This window comes from Streptomyces caniscabiei, from assembly GCF_014930365.1.
GTDB classification, from domain to species: Bacteria; Actinomycetota; Actinomycetes; order Streptomycetales; family Streptomycetaceae; genus Streptomyces; species Streptomyces caniscabiei.
Genome location: NZ_JABXWI010000008.1, coordinates 88,489 through 103,825, shown reverse-complemented (window position 1 = coordinate 103,825; position 15,337 = coordinate 88,489). Strand labels below are relative to the sequence as shown.

Sequence of the window (15,337 nt, the reverse complement as noted above, 5' to 3'; positions counted from 1 at the left end):
TGGGCGCGGCGGTCCGACGCTCCCTGCGTACGGCGGCGACGCCTGGTGTGTGGGCGGTCGTCGGCTTCGGGGCCGGCCCGGGGGTCAGTGGTGGCCGGTCGTCCGTTGTCGGCGTAACGCCGCCACTCGGCGGTACAGCTCGACCGCCTCCTGGCCGCGGCCGAGTTGTTCCAGGCAGTGTGCCTCGTCGTTGCGGCCGGCGAGGGTGTCGGGGTGGTCGGGGCCGAGGACCCGTTCGCGGGCGTCGGCCACTCGGCGGTACTCGGTGAGGGCGTCGGGCCAGCGGCCGAGCCAGCCGAGGCCGACGGCGACCTCGCGGCGGCTGACGAGGGTGTCGGGGTGGTCCTCGCCGAGGACGCGCTCGCGCAGGGCGCACACCTCACGGGACTCGGCGAGGGCCTCCTCCCAGCGGCCGAGGCGGCCGAGGTTGACACCGAGGCCGTGGCGGGCGCGGAGCGTCTCGGTGTGGACGGGGCCTTGGACACGGGTGCGGTCGTCGACGAGGGCGCGGTAGAGGGTGAGCGCGTCGGCGCTGCGGCCGAGCCTGCCGAGGCTGATACCGACCTCGTGGCGGGCGGCGAGCGTGTCGGGGTGGTCGGGCCCGAGGGCCTGGGCCCGGGCATCGGCGACCTCCTGGTAGGCCCGCAGCGCCTCGGGCCAGCGGCCCAACTGCCCGAGCGCGTAGGCGACTTCGTACCGGGTGACGAGGGTGTCGGGGTGGTTGGCGCCGAGCACCCGGGCGCGCGCGGCGGCCACGTCGTCCGCCATGCGGTACGAGTCCTCCAGGCGGCCGAGCCTGCTGAGGTTGAAGGCGAGGTTGTGGCGGCAGCGCAAGGTGTCCGGGTGGTCGGGGCCGGCGAGGCGCTCGCGGACGGCGAGGACCGACGTGTAGGCCTGGTGGGCTTCGAGGTGACGGCCCAACTGGCCCAGCACGTATGCCATCTCCTGCCGGGCGGCGAGGGTCTCGGGGTGCTCGGCGCCGAGCGCGTGCTCACGGGCGCGGGCCACATGGGCGAACTCGCGCAGTGCGTCGGCGGGCCGGCCGGTGCGGCTGAGGGTGAAGCCGACCTCGTACCGGCTGGCGAGGGTGTCGGGGTGGTCGGGGCCGAGGGCGTGCTCGCGTTCGGCGGCGACCGCGCGGTGCACCTCGCCGGCCTCCGTCCAGCGGCCGAGGCGTCCGAGGCTCAGGCCCGCGTTGTGCCGACCCGCCAGGGTGGTGATCAACTCCGGTGACGGGGCCGGACGTTCGTCCTGTACGGGGTGTGCCGCGCGGCCGACGACGGGACGGGCGATCCACTCCCCGGTGAGCCCGGCGGAGCGGTCCGGCGGGGTGAGACCCGGTCCGGTACCGGTGGCCTTGTGGCCGGTGGTCATGCCCCGGGTCCAGGACGGCAGCCGCGGTTCGCACGAGGGCGGCCGGCCGGGGTGGGGGCGGGCCGCGCCGCGAGCGGCATCGGGGCCGGGCGGGGGCGGGACGACGGCCGTGCCGTGGACGCGGGCCGGTGCCGGGGCGGTCGCCGCCCGTCCCTCGTCGACCCGGCGGCCCACCTCGCCGGCGTCGTACGGTCGTTCCTCCGGCTCCTTGGCGAGCAGGTCGAGGATGATCCGGTCGAGGTACTCGGGCACCTCGTCGCGGTGCCTGCGCGGAGGGGTCGGCGCGGTGTCGCGGTGGCCCATGAGCACCGCCCAGGCGTCGTCGAGGTCGAACGGCGGCACCCCGGTGGCGATCTCGTAGAGCACACAGCCGAACGAGTAGAGGTCGCTGCGCCGGTCGACCTGAGCACCGACGATCTGCTCCGGCGACATGTAGTGCGGGGTACCCATCGCGATGCCGGTGCCGGTGAGGCGGGAGGTGAAGGTGACGTCACGGCCCAGGCGCGCTATGCCGAAGTCGCAGATCTTCACGGTGCCGTCGGTGAGCAGCATGATGTTGGCGGGCTTGAGGTCACGGTGCACGATGCCCTGGAGATGCGTGTAGGCGAGGGCGGAGGCCACCTGGTCGGCGATCTCGACGACCGCGGGGACGGCCAGCGGATGGTGCTTGTTGTCCTCCAGGAGCTGGCTGAGGTTGCGGCCCTCCAGCAACTCCATGACGAGGAACAGCACACCGTCGGACTCACCGAAGTCATGGACGACGGTCACGCCCCGGTGCTGGAGCGCCGCCGCGACCCGCGCCTCGCGTCGGAACCGCTCCCGCAGGACCCGGGTGAAGGACTGGTCGGGCCGGGTGTCGAGGGGTTTGAGGCACTTGACCGCGACCTGCCGCCCCAGTGACTCGTCCTTCGCCCGCCAGACCTCGCCCATCCCCCCGCGCCCGATCAGATCGAGCAGCCGGTACCGGCCCTGGATCAGCCTGGTGTCCCCCATCGCCGACGATCGCCCCCGTATCCGAACCGACGCGCCCTCCCCTGGCCCGTCCAGTATGGCGGCCTATCTGCCGACTTTGTACGGTGCCGGGCGGGAGCCGGGGCCCAGCCGTGACATGGCGCGGAGAATGTGTTTGGGCGGGAGTTGCCAGCGCAGACGTGCGGGAACCGAGCGAAGAAAGGTTCCGGTGAGCCGCAGGCGGCGGGTGACCACAGTGGGGGCGGGGGCGGGTCTGCCGTACAACTCGTGGGCGTACGGCGGCAGGGAGGCGTACGCCAGGTTCGCCACGCGCCGCCACAGTGCTTCACGTGCCGGTACGAGCAACGGGTGGGTCGGCGGCCGCCCCAGGAAGTCGTCGACCTCCCGCGCCTCGGGGCCGGCCGCCAGGTCGGGCCGTACCCGCTTGAAATAGGCCGCCAGCTCCGCGGTGTTCCCGGGTGCCGCGGCGGGGTCGAGGCCGACCAGGCGGGCGCTGACGCGGTGTTCGCCGACGTACCGGTCGGCGGCGGCCTCTGTGAGCGGGTAGCCGGAGCGGCGCAGGATGTGGAGGTAGGAGTCGATCTCCGCGCAGTGCACCCACAGCAGCAGCTCCGGCTCGTCGACGCCGTACCGCTCCCCCGTGTCCGGGTCGGTCGCCGAGAGCAGACTGTGGATCCTCCGGACCCGGGCGCCCGCGTGCTCGGCGGCCTGGGTGGTGCCGTACGTCGTCGTGCCGACGAAGCTCGCCGTGCGCAGCAGCCGGCCCCAGGCGTCCTTGCGGAAGTCGGAGTTCTGCATGACGCCGCGCACCGCGCGCGGGTGCAGGGCCTGGAGGTACAGCGCGCGGACCCCGGCGATCCACATCATGGGGTCGCCGTGGACCTGCCAGGTCACGGAGGCCGGTCCGAACAGGCCGGGGTCGCCTTCGAGGGGATCGCTGTGGCCGTCCACGCCGTCACTCCAGCCTGTCGGGGGTCGGCGCGTCACCCGGGAGGTGGGCGTCGTCTCGTCCCAGTGTGCTGGGGCTCGGGCCTGGCTTCAACGGATCAAGCGCCCGGCCCCCACCACGGCCCGTGCCGTCACGCCACGCGACGCCACGCGACGTCACATCACGTCACGGTGGACGACGCGCGAGACTGGGACACGGCGATCATTCGAGAGGCGGTGCGATCTTGAGTCGGATTCTGGTGACCGGTTCCGCGGACGGTCTGGGACGCGCGGCGGCGGACACTCTCCTGTCCGCCGGTCACGAGGTCGTGGTGCACGCCCGCAGCCCGCGCCGCGCGGCGGCCCTGGACACGTTGGTCGGTCGTGGGGCCCACCTCGTGGTGGGCGACTTCGCGGAGCGCGACGCGGTACGGCGCATCGCGGCCGAGCTGAAAGACGCCGAGCCGCTCGACGCGGTCATCCACAACGCCGGCGTGTGGAGCGGCCCGGCGGTCATGCCGGTCAACGTCATCGCGCCGTACCTGCTCACGGCGTTGCTCGACGGTCCACGCCGGCTGGTGTACCTGAGCAGCGGCTCGCACTACAGCGGCCGGCCCTCCCTCGCCGGCGTCGACTGGCGTGGGAGGAGCGCGGGTTCGTACGCCGACAGCAAGCTGTTCGTCACCACGCTCGCGGCGGCGCTGGCGCGCCTGCGTCCCGGAGTGCCCAGCAATGCCGTGGACCCCGGCTGGGTGCCGACGAAGATGGGCGGGCCGAGCGCGCCGGACGATCTGGAGCTCGGCCACCGGACCCAGGAGTGGCTCGCGTCGAGCGACGAGCCCCAGGCGCTGACGACGGGCGGGTACTGGTACCACCGTCAGCGTCAGGAGCCGCATCCCAGCGTCCACGACGAGGCCTTCCAGGCCCGTCTCCTGGAGGCACTGGCACAGGAGACGGGCACGGCGGTCCTGCCGGGCGCTTGACGCGAGCCACGCGCCCACCGACGGAGATCTCAGCCATGCCACCTTCGGTGGCGTCGGTCAGCCGACCGGCTTGATCGTCCACAGCAGGTTGTTGTTCTGCTCCCATGTCCACTGCTTGGTCACGGACCCCGAGGCGACCTTCCCGCCACTGTCGAGAACCAGTCCCGTGCTGCGGTTGGCGATCGAGTACTGGCCCTGGCCGCGGTGGGTGATCTGCCACTGCTGGGTCTGACTGCCGTCCCAGGCCTTCTGCCGGGCGGGGTCGCCGTTGCCGGTGGAGCCCCAGCCGTCGGCGACCATGCCGTTGGTGCGGTTGACGAGCCGGTAGTAGCCGTTGCCGAGTTCGACCGCCTGCCACTGGAGGTTGGCGTGGTCGATCACCTGCCACTGCTTCAGGTTCGAGCCACTGGCGACGTTGCCGCCGCTGTCCAGCGCCAGGTTGCTCGTGACATTGACCAGGCGAAGGTACGTGGAGGGCTTGAACGTCACCTTCAGTGAGGCGATGGCGTCGTTGTTGCCGGTCACCCGGAGGTCGGGGGTGTCCGAGGTGAACGTCCAGGCGGTGCCGGTGAAGTTGTTGCCGGAGTAGCCCGTCACCTGGTAGCCGTCGGCCACTCGGATGGAGGAGGCCATGGCGGGCCCCAGTCCTGCGGCGGTCAGCTGGGCGGAGGTGTAGGAGCCCAGCGGCAACTGGGCTCGGGTGCCCTGGTAGTCGACGTTCTGGAACACCGTCGCCGTGGCACCCCGCACGGGCATGCCCTGGACCTCGACGCACACCACGGAGTCCCTGGCGTCCGGCGCGGTGCTCGGCACCGTGACGTTGATCTGGTCGGTGACGGTGTACGAGAGCGAGACCGAGGGGTTGTTCATCAGGTAGACGCGGCTGATCGTGTTGTCGATCGCCGGGATCTGGAGCTGGCCGTTCGTGGGCCAGGAGAAGACATGGGCGAAGAGCTTGCCGCTCTTCTTGGTGATCTTCCCCCAGGAGGGTTCGGTGGTGAACGGGCTGCCGCTGGTGCCGTGGATGCTGTCGCTGTACGTCGACATCCATGAGGCGAGGCCGTTCAGGATGGTCTGGGTTCCCGCGGTGACCGAACCGTCGCCCTTGGGGCCGATGTTGAGCAGGTGGTTGCCGTCCCGGGACACCACCGTCACGAGCTCTCGGACGATGTCGGTGACCGACCTGTACGAGTTCTCTCTCGCTCCGTCGTAGCCCCAGGCGCCGTTCATGGTGGCGCACCGCTCCCACGGTCGGTCCATCGGTCCGCTGGGTATCCCGAACTCCGCGACCGCGTAGTCGCCGAGACCGTGGTCCCGCTTGACCCGTTCGTTGACGATGAGGTTGGGCTTGCGGGCGATCAGCCAGTCGTAGAGGTCCTCGCCGTCCGAGGTCAGCCACCAGTCCTCCAGGGTGGGGCTGGAGGGCTCCGCGAACCAGTCGCCGTCGAACCACAGCAGTGCCGGGTCGTAGCGGTCCAGCAGTTCCTGGAGCTGGGCCTTCATGTCGGCGATGTAGGCGGTGCGGGCCGCCTGCGAGGACATCGTGGTGAGACCTCCCTCGTGACGGTCGGTCTGGGAGGGGTGGTTCCAGTCGAGGATCGAGTAGTAGAGGCAGAACTTGATGCCACGGCTCTCGCACTCCGTCTTGAGGTCCATGAGCAGGTCGGTCTGGATGCCGTTGTAGTCACGCAGGTTGTACTGCTTGGTGCCGGTGGTGTCGGTGAAGCCCGCCACGTCGGAGTTCCACATCGCGTAGCCCTCGTGGTGCTTGGAGGTGATCACGATGTACTTCATGCCGGCGTTCTTGGCGAGTTCGGCGATGGTGGCGGCATTGAACGCCGTCGGGTTGAAGGGCTCGGTGACCTCGTTCTGGTAGTCCGCCTTGCTCCAGTTCTGAGCGTCGAACGCCCATTCGCCCTGGCCGAGGTGCGAGTAGGACCCGAAGTGGATGAACATCCCGAACCTGGCCTGGTACCACCAGTCCATCTTCGAAGGGACGGTGTACGCCTCGGCGCTGGAGGCCCACAGGGCCTGCGGCAGCCCGAAGGCCACCACTCCTCCGGCGAGGGCGGCGGCCTTCATCAGTGAGCGTCTGCTGAGGGAGGCAGAGGACATGGTGCGGCTCCATGTGTCAGGGGATGACAGGGCGCTAGGAGCGGAACGCCGCCATGGCTGCCGTGCTCCGCGTTGCCCCGAAAGATACATCGGATGGATTTATAGGAGCCTCAAGGTGGCCACGTCTATAGCTGCGACGAGATTCACCTGAAGAAGCGACTCAAACAGGAGCTTCCTGGGCACGTGGCCGAGCCGGAGAAGCCTTCTGTCAACTTCGAGAACCCGCCATACATCGGATCTATCGAGGTCGACTTTCCCGACCAGCGACAGCCGCCGCTATCGACGACGGGGACGGTGCAAATTCCTCGCCCCGTCGCCGCCTGCGCGTCACTGTGCCGGTTGTGACATGTCAGCGGGGCTTCTGTGATGCGTCATCGGGCGCCGCCGGTCCGGGGCTGTGAGGATCGACGACCATGACCAGCAGCGAGACGACCATGAGCAGCTACGGGCACGACCCCAAAGGCGGTGGCTTGGCCTGGGACGACGATCGGGACTTCGCCGACGCGGACCGGGGGTTCGTCGCCCGGCTGGAGCCCGGCGTGGTGCGGGCCGCGGACGGCCGGGTGGTGTGGGACGCGGACGCGTACGGCTTCCTGGACGGGGCGTGTCCGCCGACCGCCCATCCCTCGCTGTGGCGGCAGAGCGGGCTCGTGGCACGGCAGGGGCTGTACGAGGTGGTGCCGGGGATCTACCAGGTGCGCGGCCTGGACCTGTCGAACGTGACCTTCGTGGAGGGCGAGCGCGGTGTGGTCGTCATCGACCCGCTGATCAGCGCCGAGGTGGCCGCCGCCGCCCTCGCCCTGTACCGGGAGCACCGCGGCGAGCGGCCCGTGACGGGGGTGATCTACACCCACTCGCATGTCGACCACTTCGGCGGTGTCCGCGGCGTCGTCGATCCGGCCGAGGTCACGGCCGGGCGGGTGCCGGTCCTCGCCCCGGCCGGGTTCCTGGAGCACGCCGTCAGCGAGAACGTCTTCACGGGTACGGCGATGGCCCGCAGGTCGGGTTACATGTACGGGGCCGCGCTGCCGAAGGGGCCGGCCGGGCAGATCGGCTGCGGGCTCGGGCAGACGACGTCGACCGGCACCGTCGGCCTGATCGCGCCGACGGTCGACATCAGCCGCACCGGGCAGGTGGAGACCGTCGACGGGGTACGGATGGTCTTCCAGCTCACACCGGGCACGGAGGCTCCGGCGGAGATGAACTTCCACTTCCCCGATCTACGGGTGCTGTGCGTGGCGGAGAACGCCTGCCACACGCTGCACAACGTGCTCACCCTGCGCGGCCGGACCCCGACTTCGCCCTCGTCACGCCGTGACGCCGGTGTCGGCGTCACGCGGCAGCAGGGCCGCCAGCGCCAGGGCCACATCCCGGGGGTCGGCGAGGTCCAGCCCGGTCAGGTCCTGGATCCGGGCGAGCCGGTTGTCCACGGAGTTGGGGTGCAGGTTGAGCAACTGGGCGGTGGCTCGGCGGTCCTGACGCTGCGCCACGTGGGTGCGCAGGGTCGCGACGAGTTCGGGGCGGTCGGCGAGGGGGTCGAGCATGGCGACGATGCGGGCGCTGCCCTCGCTCGGGCGGGACAGGTGGTACTCCAGCAGCACGTCCTCGAGCCGGTGCGCTCCGGGCCGCACCCCACAGGCGGGTGCGACCCGGACCACCTCGGAAGTCAGGTGCGCGGCGCGCGGGATGTCGCCGGCCGTCGTCGCGGCAGCGGCCGCCAGCCGTAGCTCCGGCCCCACCGCCTCCCCCAGCAACTCCCGGAGCCGGCCCGGGGGTTCGACCACTCCACCGCCTGAACGCGCCGGAGCAGCCGCCGGACGGTAACAGGGGAAGGTTCGCCAGTCGCCGCCGAAGTGCCGAAACGCAGGAACAGCACCAGCACGGGCCCGTCCGGTGCGGCCCCGTCGACGACCGGCCGCCCGTCCAGCAGGGCCCGGGCGCGGGAGCGGCGCTGCTCGTGGCGTTCGGCGGCGGGGGCGACCCGCTCGTCGAGGTAGCTCTCCGCGACGGCGCCCACGACGTGGTCAGCGGCCGTGAACAGTGCCTCGGCCAGCTCGGCCAGGGCCTGCTGCTCGCCGGGACCGGCCACCTCCCGCAGGGCCCGCCACAGTTCCCGTGCGCCCAGGTTGTCGGTGCGCAGCAGCAGGTGGAGCGGCATGCCCTCCTCGGCGCGCTGCGCGGCGCGTTCCTGGAAGTACTCCAGCGAGTCCCACCCGGACCCCTCGGCGGCCCCGCGCAGGAAGAGCCGCATGGCGTGCCGAGCGGTGGCGGCGATCTCCACGTCCTTCACGTCGCCCGGCAGCTCCGCGTAGCCGCGCAGCTGCTCGAACACGCCCCGGGCCATGCGCCGGGCGAGTTCGTCGACCCGTGGCTCGCACCGGGCCGCGAGCGCGGCCGCCGCAGGGGAAAGAGCCGGCGGACGGTCGAGGGAAGCCGGTTGCGCGTGTTCCTCGTGCGCCATGCTCACCTTCCCACCGATGGTGATCCATCACAGTAGCGAGCGCGCACGACTGCGATGCCGAAGGGTGTCCTCCTGCCCCCGCTGCCCGCTGCCCGCTGCCCGCTGCCCGCTGCCCGCAGGATCGGCGCCACGCCGGTGACAGGACTGCGCGAAGGAGCGCCCCTCCCCCTGGAGAAGGGGCTCGCTGGTCGGCGAACGCCGACCGGAGACTCGGCTCGGTCAGGAAGCACTGCAAGGTTGAGGGCGAGGAGACGGTGCCGCCGGTCAGCTGACCGTCTGGGCCTGTTGGGCTGCGGTGGGGTGGGGCAGCGGGATCTTCTGTGCGAGCTGGTCGCCCTCGACATCGAGGTCGGGAAGCAGGCGGTCCAGCCGGGCGGGGATCCACCAGGCTTTCTCCTGGGCGAGTGCCATGGTGGCCGGGATGAAGGTCATGCGGATGACGAAGGCGTCGATGAGGATGCCTGCGGCCAGTGCGAAGCCGGCCTGTTTGATCATGGGTTGGGCGTTGAAGACGAAGCCGGCGAAGACGGAGACCATGATGGTGGCCGCCGCCAGGACGACGGAGCTGGCACGGGCGAACCCTATGACGGTGGCGTTGACGGCGGTGGCACCGTGGACGTGTGCTTCGCGTATGGAGGTCACCAGGAACATCTGGTAGTCCATGGCCAGCCCGTAGAGGACGCCGGTGATGATGATGGGCAGCAGGCTCACGACCGGTGCGGTGGCGTCGAGTCCGATCAGGCTCTGCAGCCAGCCCCACTGGAAGACCGCCGTGGTGATGCCGAAGGTGGCGGCGATGCTCAGCAGGAAGCCGAGGGTGGCCATCACCGGGACCATGAGGGAGCGGAAGACCAGGAGCAGGACGATGAGGGACAGCCCGAGGACGGTGGCCACGTAGAGCGGAAGGACGTCGGCGAGCCGGTCGGAGACGTCGATCGCCAGGGCGGTGAAACCGGCGATGCCGATGTCGGCGTCGCGGGTCGCACGGATCTGCGCGCTCTTGTCCCGTACGGCGGTGACGAGGTCCTTGGTGGCGTCGTCGTTCGGGCCGCTGCCGGGGATCAGGCTGAGGATGGCGGTGGTGCCGGCCTGGTTCATGCCGGCCAGGGAGACCGATGTGGCGCCCTTGACGCTGCGCAGGTCCGAGGTCACCGCGGCGAGAGTCGCGGGGGTGAGGGGCCGTCCGTTCGTGGTGGAATCGACGGCGATCAGGAGGGGGCCGTTGTAGCCGGGCCCGTACGCGTCGCTGACCAGGTCGTAGCTGCGCCGCTGCCCGGTGTCGGTGTTGTAGCTGGCGCCGGAGGGCAGGCCGAGCTTCATGCCGGCGGCGGGCACCGCCAGGATCACGGGGATCAGGATCGAGGCCGCGAGTGCGGCGTACCTGTGGCGGACCAGGAAGGCTCCCCAGCGCGTGGCCCGGGTGTGCTCGCCACCTCCTGTCCGCTCCTGTTCCCTTCGCCGGGTGCGGGCGGGGCAGATGCGTCCTTTGACCAGGCCCAGTAGGGCGGGCAGCAGGGTCAGGGCCAGCAGGACAGCGATCGCGATCGTGCCGGCCGCGACGAGGGCCATGGTGCTGAGCAGCGTGATGCCGATGACCAGGAGCCCGGCCAGAGCGATGATGACGGTGCTGCCGGCGAAGAAGACCGCGCTCCCGGCGGTGCCGAGCGCTCGGCCGGTCGCTTCATGGGGGTCCATGCCCTGGTCGAGGATCAGCCGGCGTTCCCGGTTGACGATGAACAGTGCGTAGTCGATGCCGACGGCCAGCCCCAGCATCAGCGCCAGCACCGCGGCGAGTGAGTGGATCTCGAAGACGGTGGAGAGGGTGAAGGCGCCGCCGACTCCGACCGTGACGCCGGCCAGGGCGATGATCAGTGGCAGACCCGCCGCGACGACCGATCCCAGGGTGATCAGCAGGACGAGGGCCGCCACGACGACGCCGACGATCTCCCCGACGCCGATGATGTCGGGGATCTCCATCATGGCCGCCGACGGCAGGACTTCCAGGTGCCCGGGTGCGGCCTGCTCCTCGGCGGCCCGGACGGTGCTGTCGATCGTCCCTGCGGGAAGTTCGAAGGTCTGCTGGTCGAACTGGAACTGCATCAGTGCCGTTGAGCCGTCGGCGGAGACGACGACTCCCGGCACCGGCTGACCACCCTGCTGCAGGGGGACGGGCGTCTTGCCGGAGGACGGCTTTCCAGCGGCCTGGGCGACCGCTGCCTGAGCCCGCAGCAGTGGGCTGTTCGCCCCCTTGGCGGCTTCCCGGGCCAGCACTTCCCTCGCGTCGATGACGTGGTCGTGGCGGTATACGGCGTCGACGGCGGCCACCAGGGCGGACCGCACCTTGTCGTCGTCGATCCGGGCACCCTTCGGGGCGGTGAAGAGCAGCATGCCCTGGCCGCCGGACGCCTCCGGCAGGGAGGTGGCCAAGCCGTCGATGACCTGCTGGGACGGGGTGCCGTCGATGCGGACCTCGTTGCTGAGCTTGACCGGATGGGTCACGAGCAGCAGGACGACCGCCGCCAGCACCGCCAACCATCCTCCGATGACGTACCACGGCTTGCCGTAGGCGAACTTTCCCAGCCGATACAGCAGAACGGACACAGATTTCTCCCTCTCGTCCAGGCGACCTGACGAGCCAGGCCGCATCGCGAAGTGAGAGAGTACTATCAAAACGAGAGTGGACTATCGATACGGTAGGGTGCTATCGAAGCGGCTCATCCGAGATCAGGGAAGTCACAGATGGCAACGACGGACGGCCGCGCGCCCCGACGCAGGGTCGACGCCCGCTCCAGCATGGAGCGCATCACCGCCGCGGGACGGACGGTACTGGGCAGAGGCGAAGCCTCTCTGGAGCAGATCGCGGCAGAGGCCGGCGTGGGCATCGCCACGCTCTACCGCCACTTCCCCAATCGTGAGGCCATCGTCCGGGCCGTCCTGGAGGACATCCTCGAAACGGACCTGCTCCCTCTCGTCGAGCGAGCCGCCGACTCCCCGCACACACGCCAGGCCCTTCAGGACATCGCCACGCATCTGCTCGACCTCATCACCGAGGAGCGGGGCCTGGTCCCCTTCGCCGGCAACTTCGCCGACGTCGCGGTGGACGTTCTCCAGCGCTTCAGCGCCTCACTCCACCCGCTCCTGGTGCGCGCACAGCAAGCCGGTGAGATCCGCGCCGACCTCACCGCCGAGGACATCCCCCACTTCCTCGTCATGGCGGTCGCCGGCCTCGCACTCCCCGGCACCACACCCTCTCTGCGCGCCCGCTTCATCGCCCTGCTCTTCGACTCACTCGACCCGGCCAACGCCACTCCTCTGCCCCCGCTGCTCGCCGGAAACGACGACCTGCGCGCCTCGGTCGGCAACGTCGCGCGCACCTGACCCACGACATCCGGCCCGCCGAGTCGAGCCGAGTCGAATAGCATTAGGAAACGATATGGTGTCGTTTCCTCAGCATTCGAGAGAGTGAGCCGATGAGCGCAACGAACACCCGCCCCCCGGGGCGGCCCATGAGTGCGGAGCGGGAGCAGGTGCTGCTGGACGCCGCACTCGAGGTTCTCCGCTCCGTCGGCTACGACAAACTGACCGTGGTGGCCGTGTGCGAGCTGGCGGGAGCCAGCACCAAGACCGCCTACCGGCGCTGGGCGAACAAGGACGAACTGCTCGTCGCGGCACTGCGTCGCGCCGTCGAGCGAAAGGTCGACGGCGTACCGGCTCTGATCCGCGAGGACCATCTACGGGAAGCACTGATCGCGAACCTGCAGGCGCAGGCGGACTCCTACCGCGCCTCCGCCAACCTCGTGATCGGACTGCTGGTGGCCTCGCGCGTCGACGGCGATCTCGGCGCCGTGGCCCGCCAGGTCATCAGGCAGCACGAGACGACGTACTGCGGGGTGCTGCTCCAGGACGCCGTCGCGCGCGGTGAGGCGCGTCCCGACGTCGATCCCGAGTTCGTGGCCGACCTCGCACGTTCGTTCTTCCTGCACGAGCTCCTCGTCCGCGACGAACCCCCGGGTCGCGAACGCATTCTCGCCTTCGTGGACCAGGTCCTGGTGCCACTGTGCGCCACCCGCGAAGCGTGACACCCCCTTCCCTCGCTCCCCCGCACGCCCCGGGACATCCGGTCGGCATGCCTTCGCGAGCAGAAAGAGGTACGACGTTGTCCGACGACTACAGCGCCAAGTACACCGAGATCGATCACTCGGTCGCCCCGGTGACACTGGAGGACGAGAAGAGTCACTTCGAGTCCCTCGCGCTGCCCTCGGAGCAGACCGACATCTGGGAGGAGACCGCTCTGGGAGTGGTCGCGGAGTCGGGCGATCATGACGTCCTGCTGTGGGCGGCCGGGTACGCGCTGTTCGGAAACGGCAAGGGCGTCTGGGGCCCCGGAGCGTCTGCCGAGCGTGAGGTGCAGCTCATCGTCGTACCCAAGTCCCAGCGGGGCACGATGACCGACAACGACTTCGTGCGTGTCGGCTGGACGCCGACCGAACGTCTCCGCGGCGAGCAGCTCGTCATCACAGAGGGAAGTGACGAGGTCACCTGGGACTTCGACGGCCTGCGTTTTGTCGCCCAACCGCCGCAGTGGCGTCTGGAAGGGGCCGCGGGCGACGCGGAGTTCGACCTCACCTACCGGACGAAGGGCACCCCGCTGTGGAACTGGGGTCCGTTCTCCGAGGCGGCCGAGCAGGACCGCGCCGGCTACGACGTGTTCGTCGGGGTCGACGGCACGATCCGCACCCCGGCGCACGAGCTTGAGCTGACCAACGGCTACGGCGTGCGCGAGCACATCATCACCGGACAGTCGAACGACCCGATCGCCAACCTGCCCGCGCCGAACTGGATGTGGTGGCTCTACAGCATCAAGGACGACGTCAAGGTCAACTTCTTCCAGCCCCGCGACGGACTCCAGCTCGGCTTCGTCAAGTTCGCCGACCAGCAGGTGAACATCGCGACCGGGCTCGGTGACATGGACTTCGCGGTCACCGAGAAGTGGGAGGACCCTCGCACCGGAATGAACCTGCCGGTCAAGTGGCGGCTCTCGATGGCGAACGACGGAGTCAAGGTGGATGTCGAGATAGCCGCCCACGGTCGCGCATACAGCCACTGGCCCACCGCGAACGGCACTCGCATGTACTGCTACCTGCTGTCCACGATGACCGGCACCGTCGATCTCCCGGACGGGCGAACGATCGAACTCGACCAGCACCTCACCGTCAACTCGTTCTGCCGTACGATCCTCACCGCACGGGAGACGAGCCAGGGCGCACGCGGTGACATGGTCTGACCAGGCGTTCAGCCGCGCCAGGGGGAACGGGAGGCCGCTCGTCGGCGCCCGCTGACGTAATCCCGGTGAGGTCGGCGAGACCAACTACCCCCGGTATGTGACAACTGGCGTCGGTGGTCACACACGCTGTGACCAGGAGCGGTAGTTGGCACTAGGAAACGCTCGTGACCTGCACTGATGCCAACTACCTTCCTCAGCCCTACGCCCGGGTTCAGAGATTTAGTTGGCACTTTGGTACACCGCAGGTCAAAGAGGGTTCCGGGGCGTTTCAATGGATCACTTGGCCGTTGGGGCAGGCATGTCGTCGACCGCCGAGCAATCAGAGCAGACCGAGCCGTTGCGACCTGACCCCGGACCTCAAAGGGGGACGGGCGGCAACTGGCACCATCGGCATGCGGACGATGCGCAATACCGAAGCTGGATGGTCACGGTCTGCTCTGCCACAGGCCGCACGCCCGGCCTACGCTCGCCAGATAGGTCTACTCGCACTCGCGCACGAGGCGCGGTGACCTTGCGCCCTTTCCAACCTCAGCATGGCTGCTGACGCGGCTCGCCCCCGGTTGAGCCGGGTGGAAGCCCTGAGGGCAGGATGCCTTCGTGCCCACCATGGTTGTTGAGATCCACGTGCCGTTGCTGCCGACGCCCGACCTGTCGGACGGTTCCTACCCGTTTCCCTGGATCGAGGAGGTCGAGGACTTTCTGTCAGATCTCGAAGACCAGGGTGACGTGGAAGTCTTCGATGAGGGAGAGGAGGACGGGGACGTCTACGTCTTCTTCGTCACCGGAGCCGGTGAGAGGGATCTGCTGGCAGTGGCATCCCGCGTGGCCACGCTGCCCGGGGTCCCTGCAGGAGCAATTGCGGTCGTCAGTAACGACGAGGCCGAGGGGTTCGGTCTGGGACGACGGGTGGCGCTTCCGCTGCCTGCGCTCTGAAGACCGGTGCGAAGCCCCCTTGCACAGGTCAGGTCGCATAGCAGCGGGGCACCGCGTGCGTGATGAAGTGAAGCTTCTGGTAGACGAGTTGTCGGCCAAGATCAACCTGCCCGCCCGGAGCTTCGCATGCTTGTCTATCCATCGGGACTCGATCTGTCCAGTTCAGCCCTGCGGTTCCTGGCCGGGAAGCTGACAGCCCTGCGCCGTGAACGCGGAACCCGGTGGCGCCGGCTCGGAACGGACCGGCAGGCCCTGCTGGTCCTAGGTCGTGTTTTGAAAGTCGGCTCT

11 protein-coding genes and 2 pseudogenes are annotated in these 15,337 nt (G+C 69.7%); 7 read left to right on the top strand and 6 right to left on the bottom strand.

What is annotated here, in order from left to right:
* Positions 1-84: 84 nt before the first annotated feature.
* Entirely contained in the window at positions 85-2,367 is a 2,283-nt protein-coding gene (locus HW837_RS22730) for a serine/threonine-protein kinase (protein WP_193380183.1), read from the bottom strand.
* Positions 2,368-2,430: 63 nt separating this feature from the next.
* Positions 2,431-3,297 (bottom strand): oxygenase MpaB family protein, encoded by an 867-nt coding sequence (locus HW837_RS22725; RefSeq protein WP_193382511.1) that lies wholly within the window; start codon positions 3,295-3,297, stop codon positions 2,431-2,433.
* A gap of 221 nt (positions 3,298-3,518) precedes the next feature.
* Here HW837_RS22725 and HW837_RS22720 point away from each other — a divergent pair, with 221 nt between their 5' ends.
* A complete protein-coding gene (locus HW837_RS22720; RefSeq protein ID WP_193380182.1) occupies positions 3,519-4,256 on the top strand; it encodes an SDR family NAD(P)-dependent oxidoreductase in 738 nt (245 codons plus the stop codon).
* 57 nt (positions 4,257-4,313) lie between these two features.
* On the opposite strand, the gene HW837_RS22715 is transcribed toward HW837_RS22720, so the two are convergent.
* A complete protein-coding gene (locus tag HW837_RS22715) occupies positions 4,314-6,371 on the bottom strand; it encodes an alpha-L-fucosidase (RefSeq protein WP_045555688.1) in 2,058 nt (685 codons plus the stop codon).
* Positions 6,372-6,805: 434 nt separating this feature from the next.
* Here HW837_RS22715 and HW837_RS22710 point away from each other — a divergent pair.
* Positions 6,806-7,675: pseudogene (locus tag HW837_RS22710) on the top strand (MBL fold metallo-hydrolase); the annotation flags it as partial.
* 3 nt (positions 7,676-7,678) lie between these two features.
* Here HW837_RS22710 and HW837_RS48800 read toward each other — a convergent pair.
* The 3 genes from HW837_RS48800 to HW837_RS22700 all read right to left on the bottom strand — a co-directional run bounded on the left by HW837_RS48800 (position 7,679) and on the right by HW837_RS22700 (position 11,433).
* On the bottom strand, positions 7,679-7,915 hold the full coding sequence (locus HW837_RS48800) for a helix-turn-helix domain-containing protein (protein WP_237270325.1): 237 nt from the start codon (positions 7,913-7,915) through the stop codon (positions 7,679-7,681).
* 122 nt (positions 7,916-8,037) lie between these two features.
* Complete coding sequence (locus tag HW837_RS22705) at positions 8,038-8,832, bottom strand: RsbRD N-terminal domain-containing protein (RefSeq protein ID WP_237270304.1); 795 nt, start codon at positions 8,830-8,832, stop codon at positions 8,038-8,040.
* A gap of 264 nt (positions 8,833-9,096) precedes the next feature.
* On the bottom strand, positions 9,097-11,433 hold the full coding sequence (locus tag HW837_RS22700; protein WP_045555690.1) for an MMPL family transporter: 2,337 nt from the start codon (positions 11,431-11,433) through the stop codon (positions 9,097-9,099).
* 138 nt (positions 11,434-11,571) lie between these two features.
* Between HW837_RS22700 and HW837_RS22695 the strand changes: the two genes are divergently transcribed.
* From HW837_RS22695 to HW837_RS22675, 5 genes and pseudogenes are all read left to right on the top strand, one after another.
* On the top strand, positions 11,572-12,210 hold the full coding sequence (locus HW837_RS22695; RefSeq protein WP_045555691.1) for a TetR/AcrR family transcriptional regulator: 639 nt from the start codon (positions 11,572-11,574) through the stop codon (positions 12,208-12,210).
* Positions 12,211-12,302: 92 nt separating this feature from the next.
* A complete protein-coding gene (locus tag HW837_RS22690) occupies positions 12,303-12,911 on the top strand; it encodes a TetR/AcrR family transcriptional regulator (protein ID WP_093788992.1) in 609 nt (202 codons plus the stop codon).
* 77 nt (positions 12,912-12,988) lie between these two features.
* Complete coding sequence (locus tag HW837_RS22685) at positions 12,989-14,116, top strand: lipocalin family protein (protein WP_193380181.1); 1,128 nt, start codon at positions 12,989-12,991, stop codon at positions 14,114-14,116.
* Positions 14,117-14,722: 606 nt separating this feature from the next.
* Complete coding sequence (locus HW837_RS22680; RefSeq protein WP_196789218.1) at positions 14,723-15,049, top strand: hypothetical protein; 327 nt, start codon at positions 14,723-14,725, stop codon at positions 15,047-15,049.
* Positions 15,050-15,175: 126 nt separating this feature from the next.
* Positions 15,176-15,322 (top strand): annotated as a pseudogene (locus HW837_RS22675) (IS5/IS1182 family transposase); the annotation flags it as partial.
* Between the last annotated feature and the right edge of the window lie 15 nt (positions 15,323-15,337).

Bases quoted from the DNA above. Each gene is read 5' to 3' on its own strand.
- HW837_RS22715 (WP_045555688.1), bottom strand. From the start codon at position 6,371: ATGTCCTCTGCCTCCCTCAGCAGACGCTCACTGATGAAGGCCGCCGCC.
- HW837_RS22680 (WP_196789218.1), top strand. From the start codon at position 14,723: ATGGTTGTTGAGATCCACGTGCCGTTGCTGCCGACGCCCGACCTGTCG.
- HW837_RS22695 (WP_045555691.1), top strand. From the start codon at position 11,572: ATGGCAACGACGGACGGCCGCGCGCCCCGACGCAGGGTCGACGCCCGC.
- HW837_RS48800 (WP_237270325.1), bottom strand. From the start codon at position 7,915: ATGCTCGACCCCCTCGCCGACCGCCCCGAACTCGTCGCGACCCTGCGC.
- HW837_RS22705 (WP_237270304.1), bottom strand. From the start codon at position 8,832: ATGGCGCACGAGGAACACGCGCAACCGGCTTCCCTCGACCGTCCGCCG.
- HW837_RS22730 (WP_193380183.1), bottom strand. From the start codon at position 2,367: ATGGGGGACACCAGGCTGATCCAGGGCCGGTACCGGCTGCTCGATCTG.
- HW837_RS22690 (WP_093788992.1), top strand. From the start codon at position 12,303: ATGAGCGCAACGAACACCCGCCCCCCGGGGCGGCCCATGAGTGCGGAG.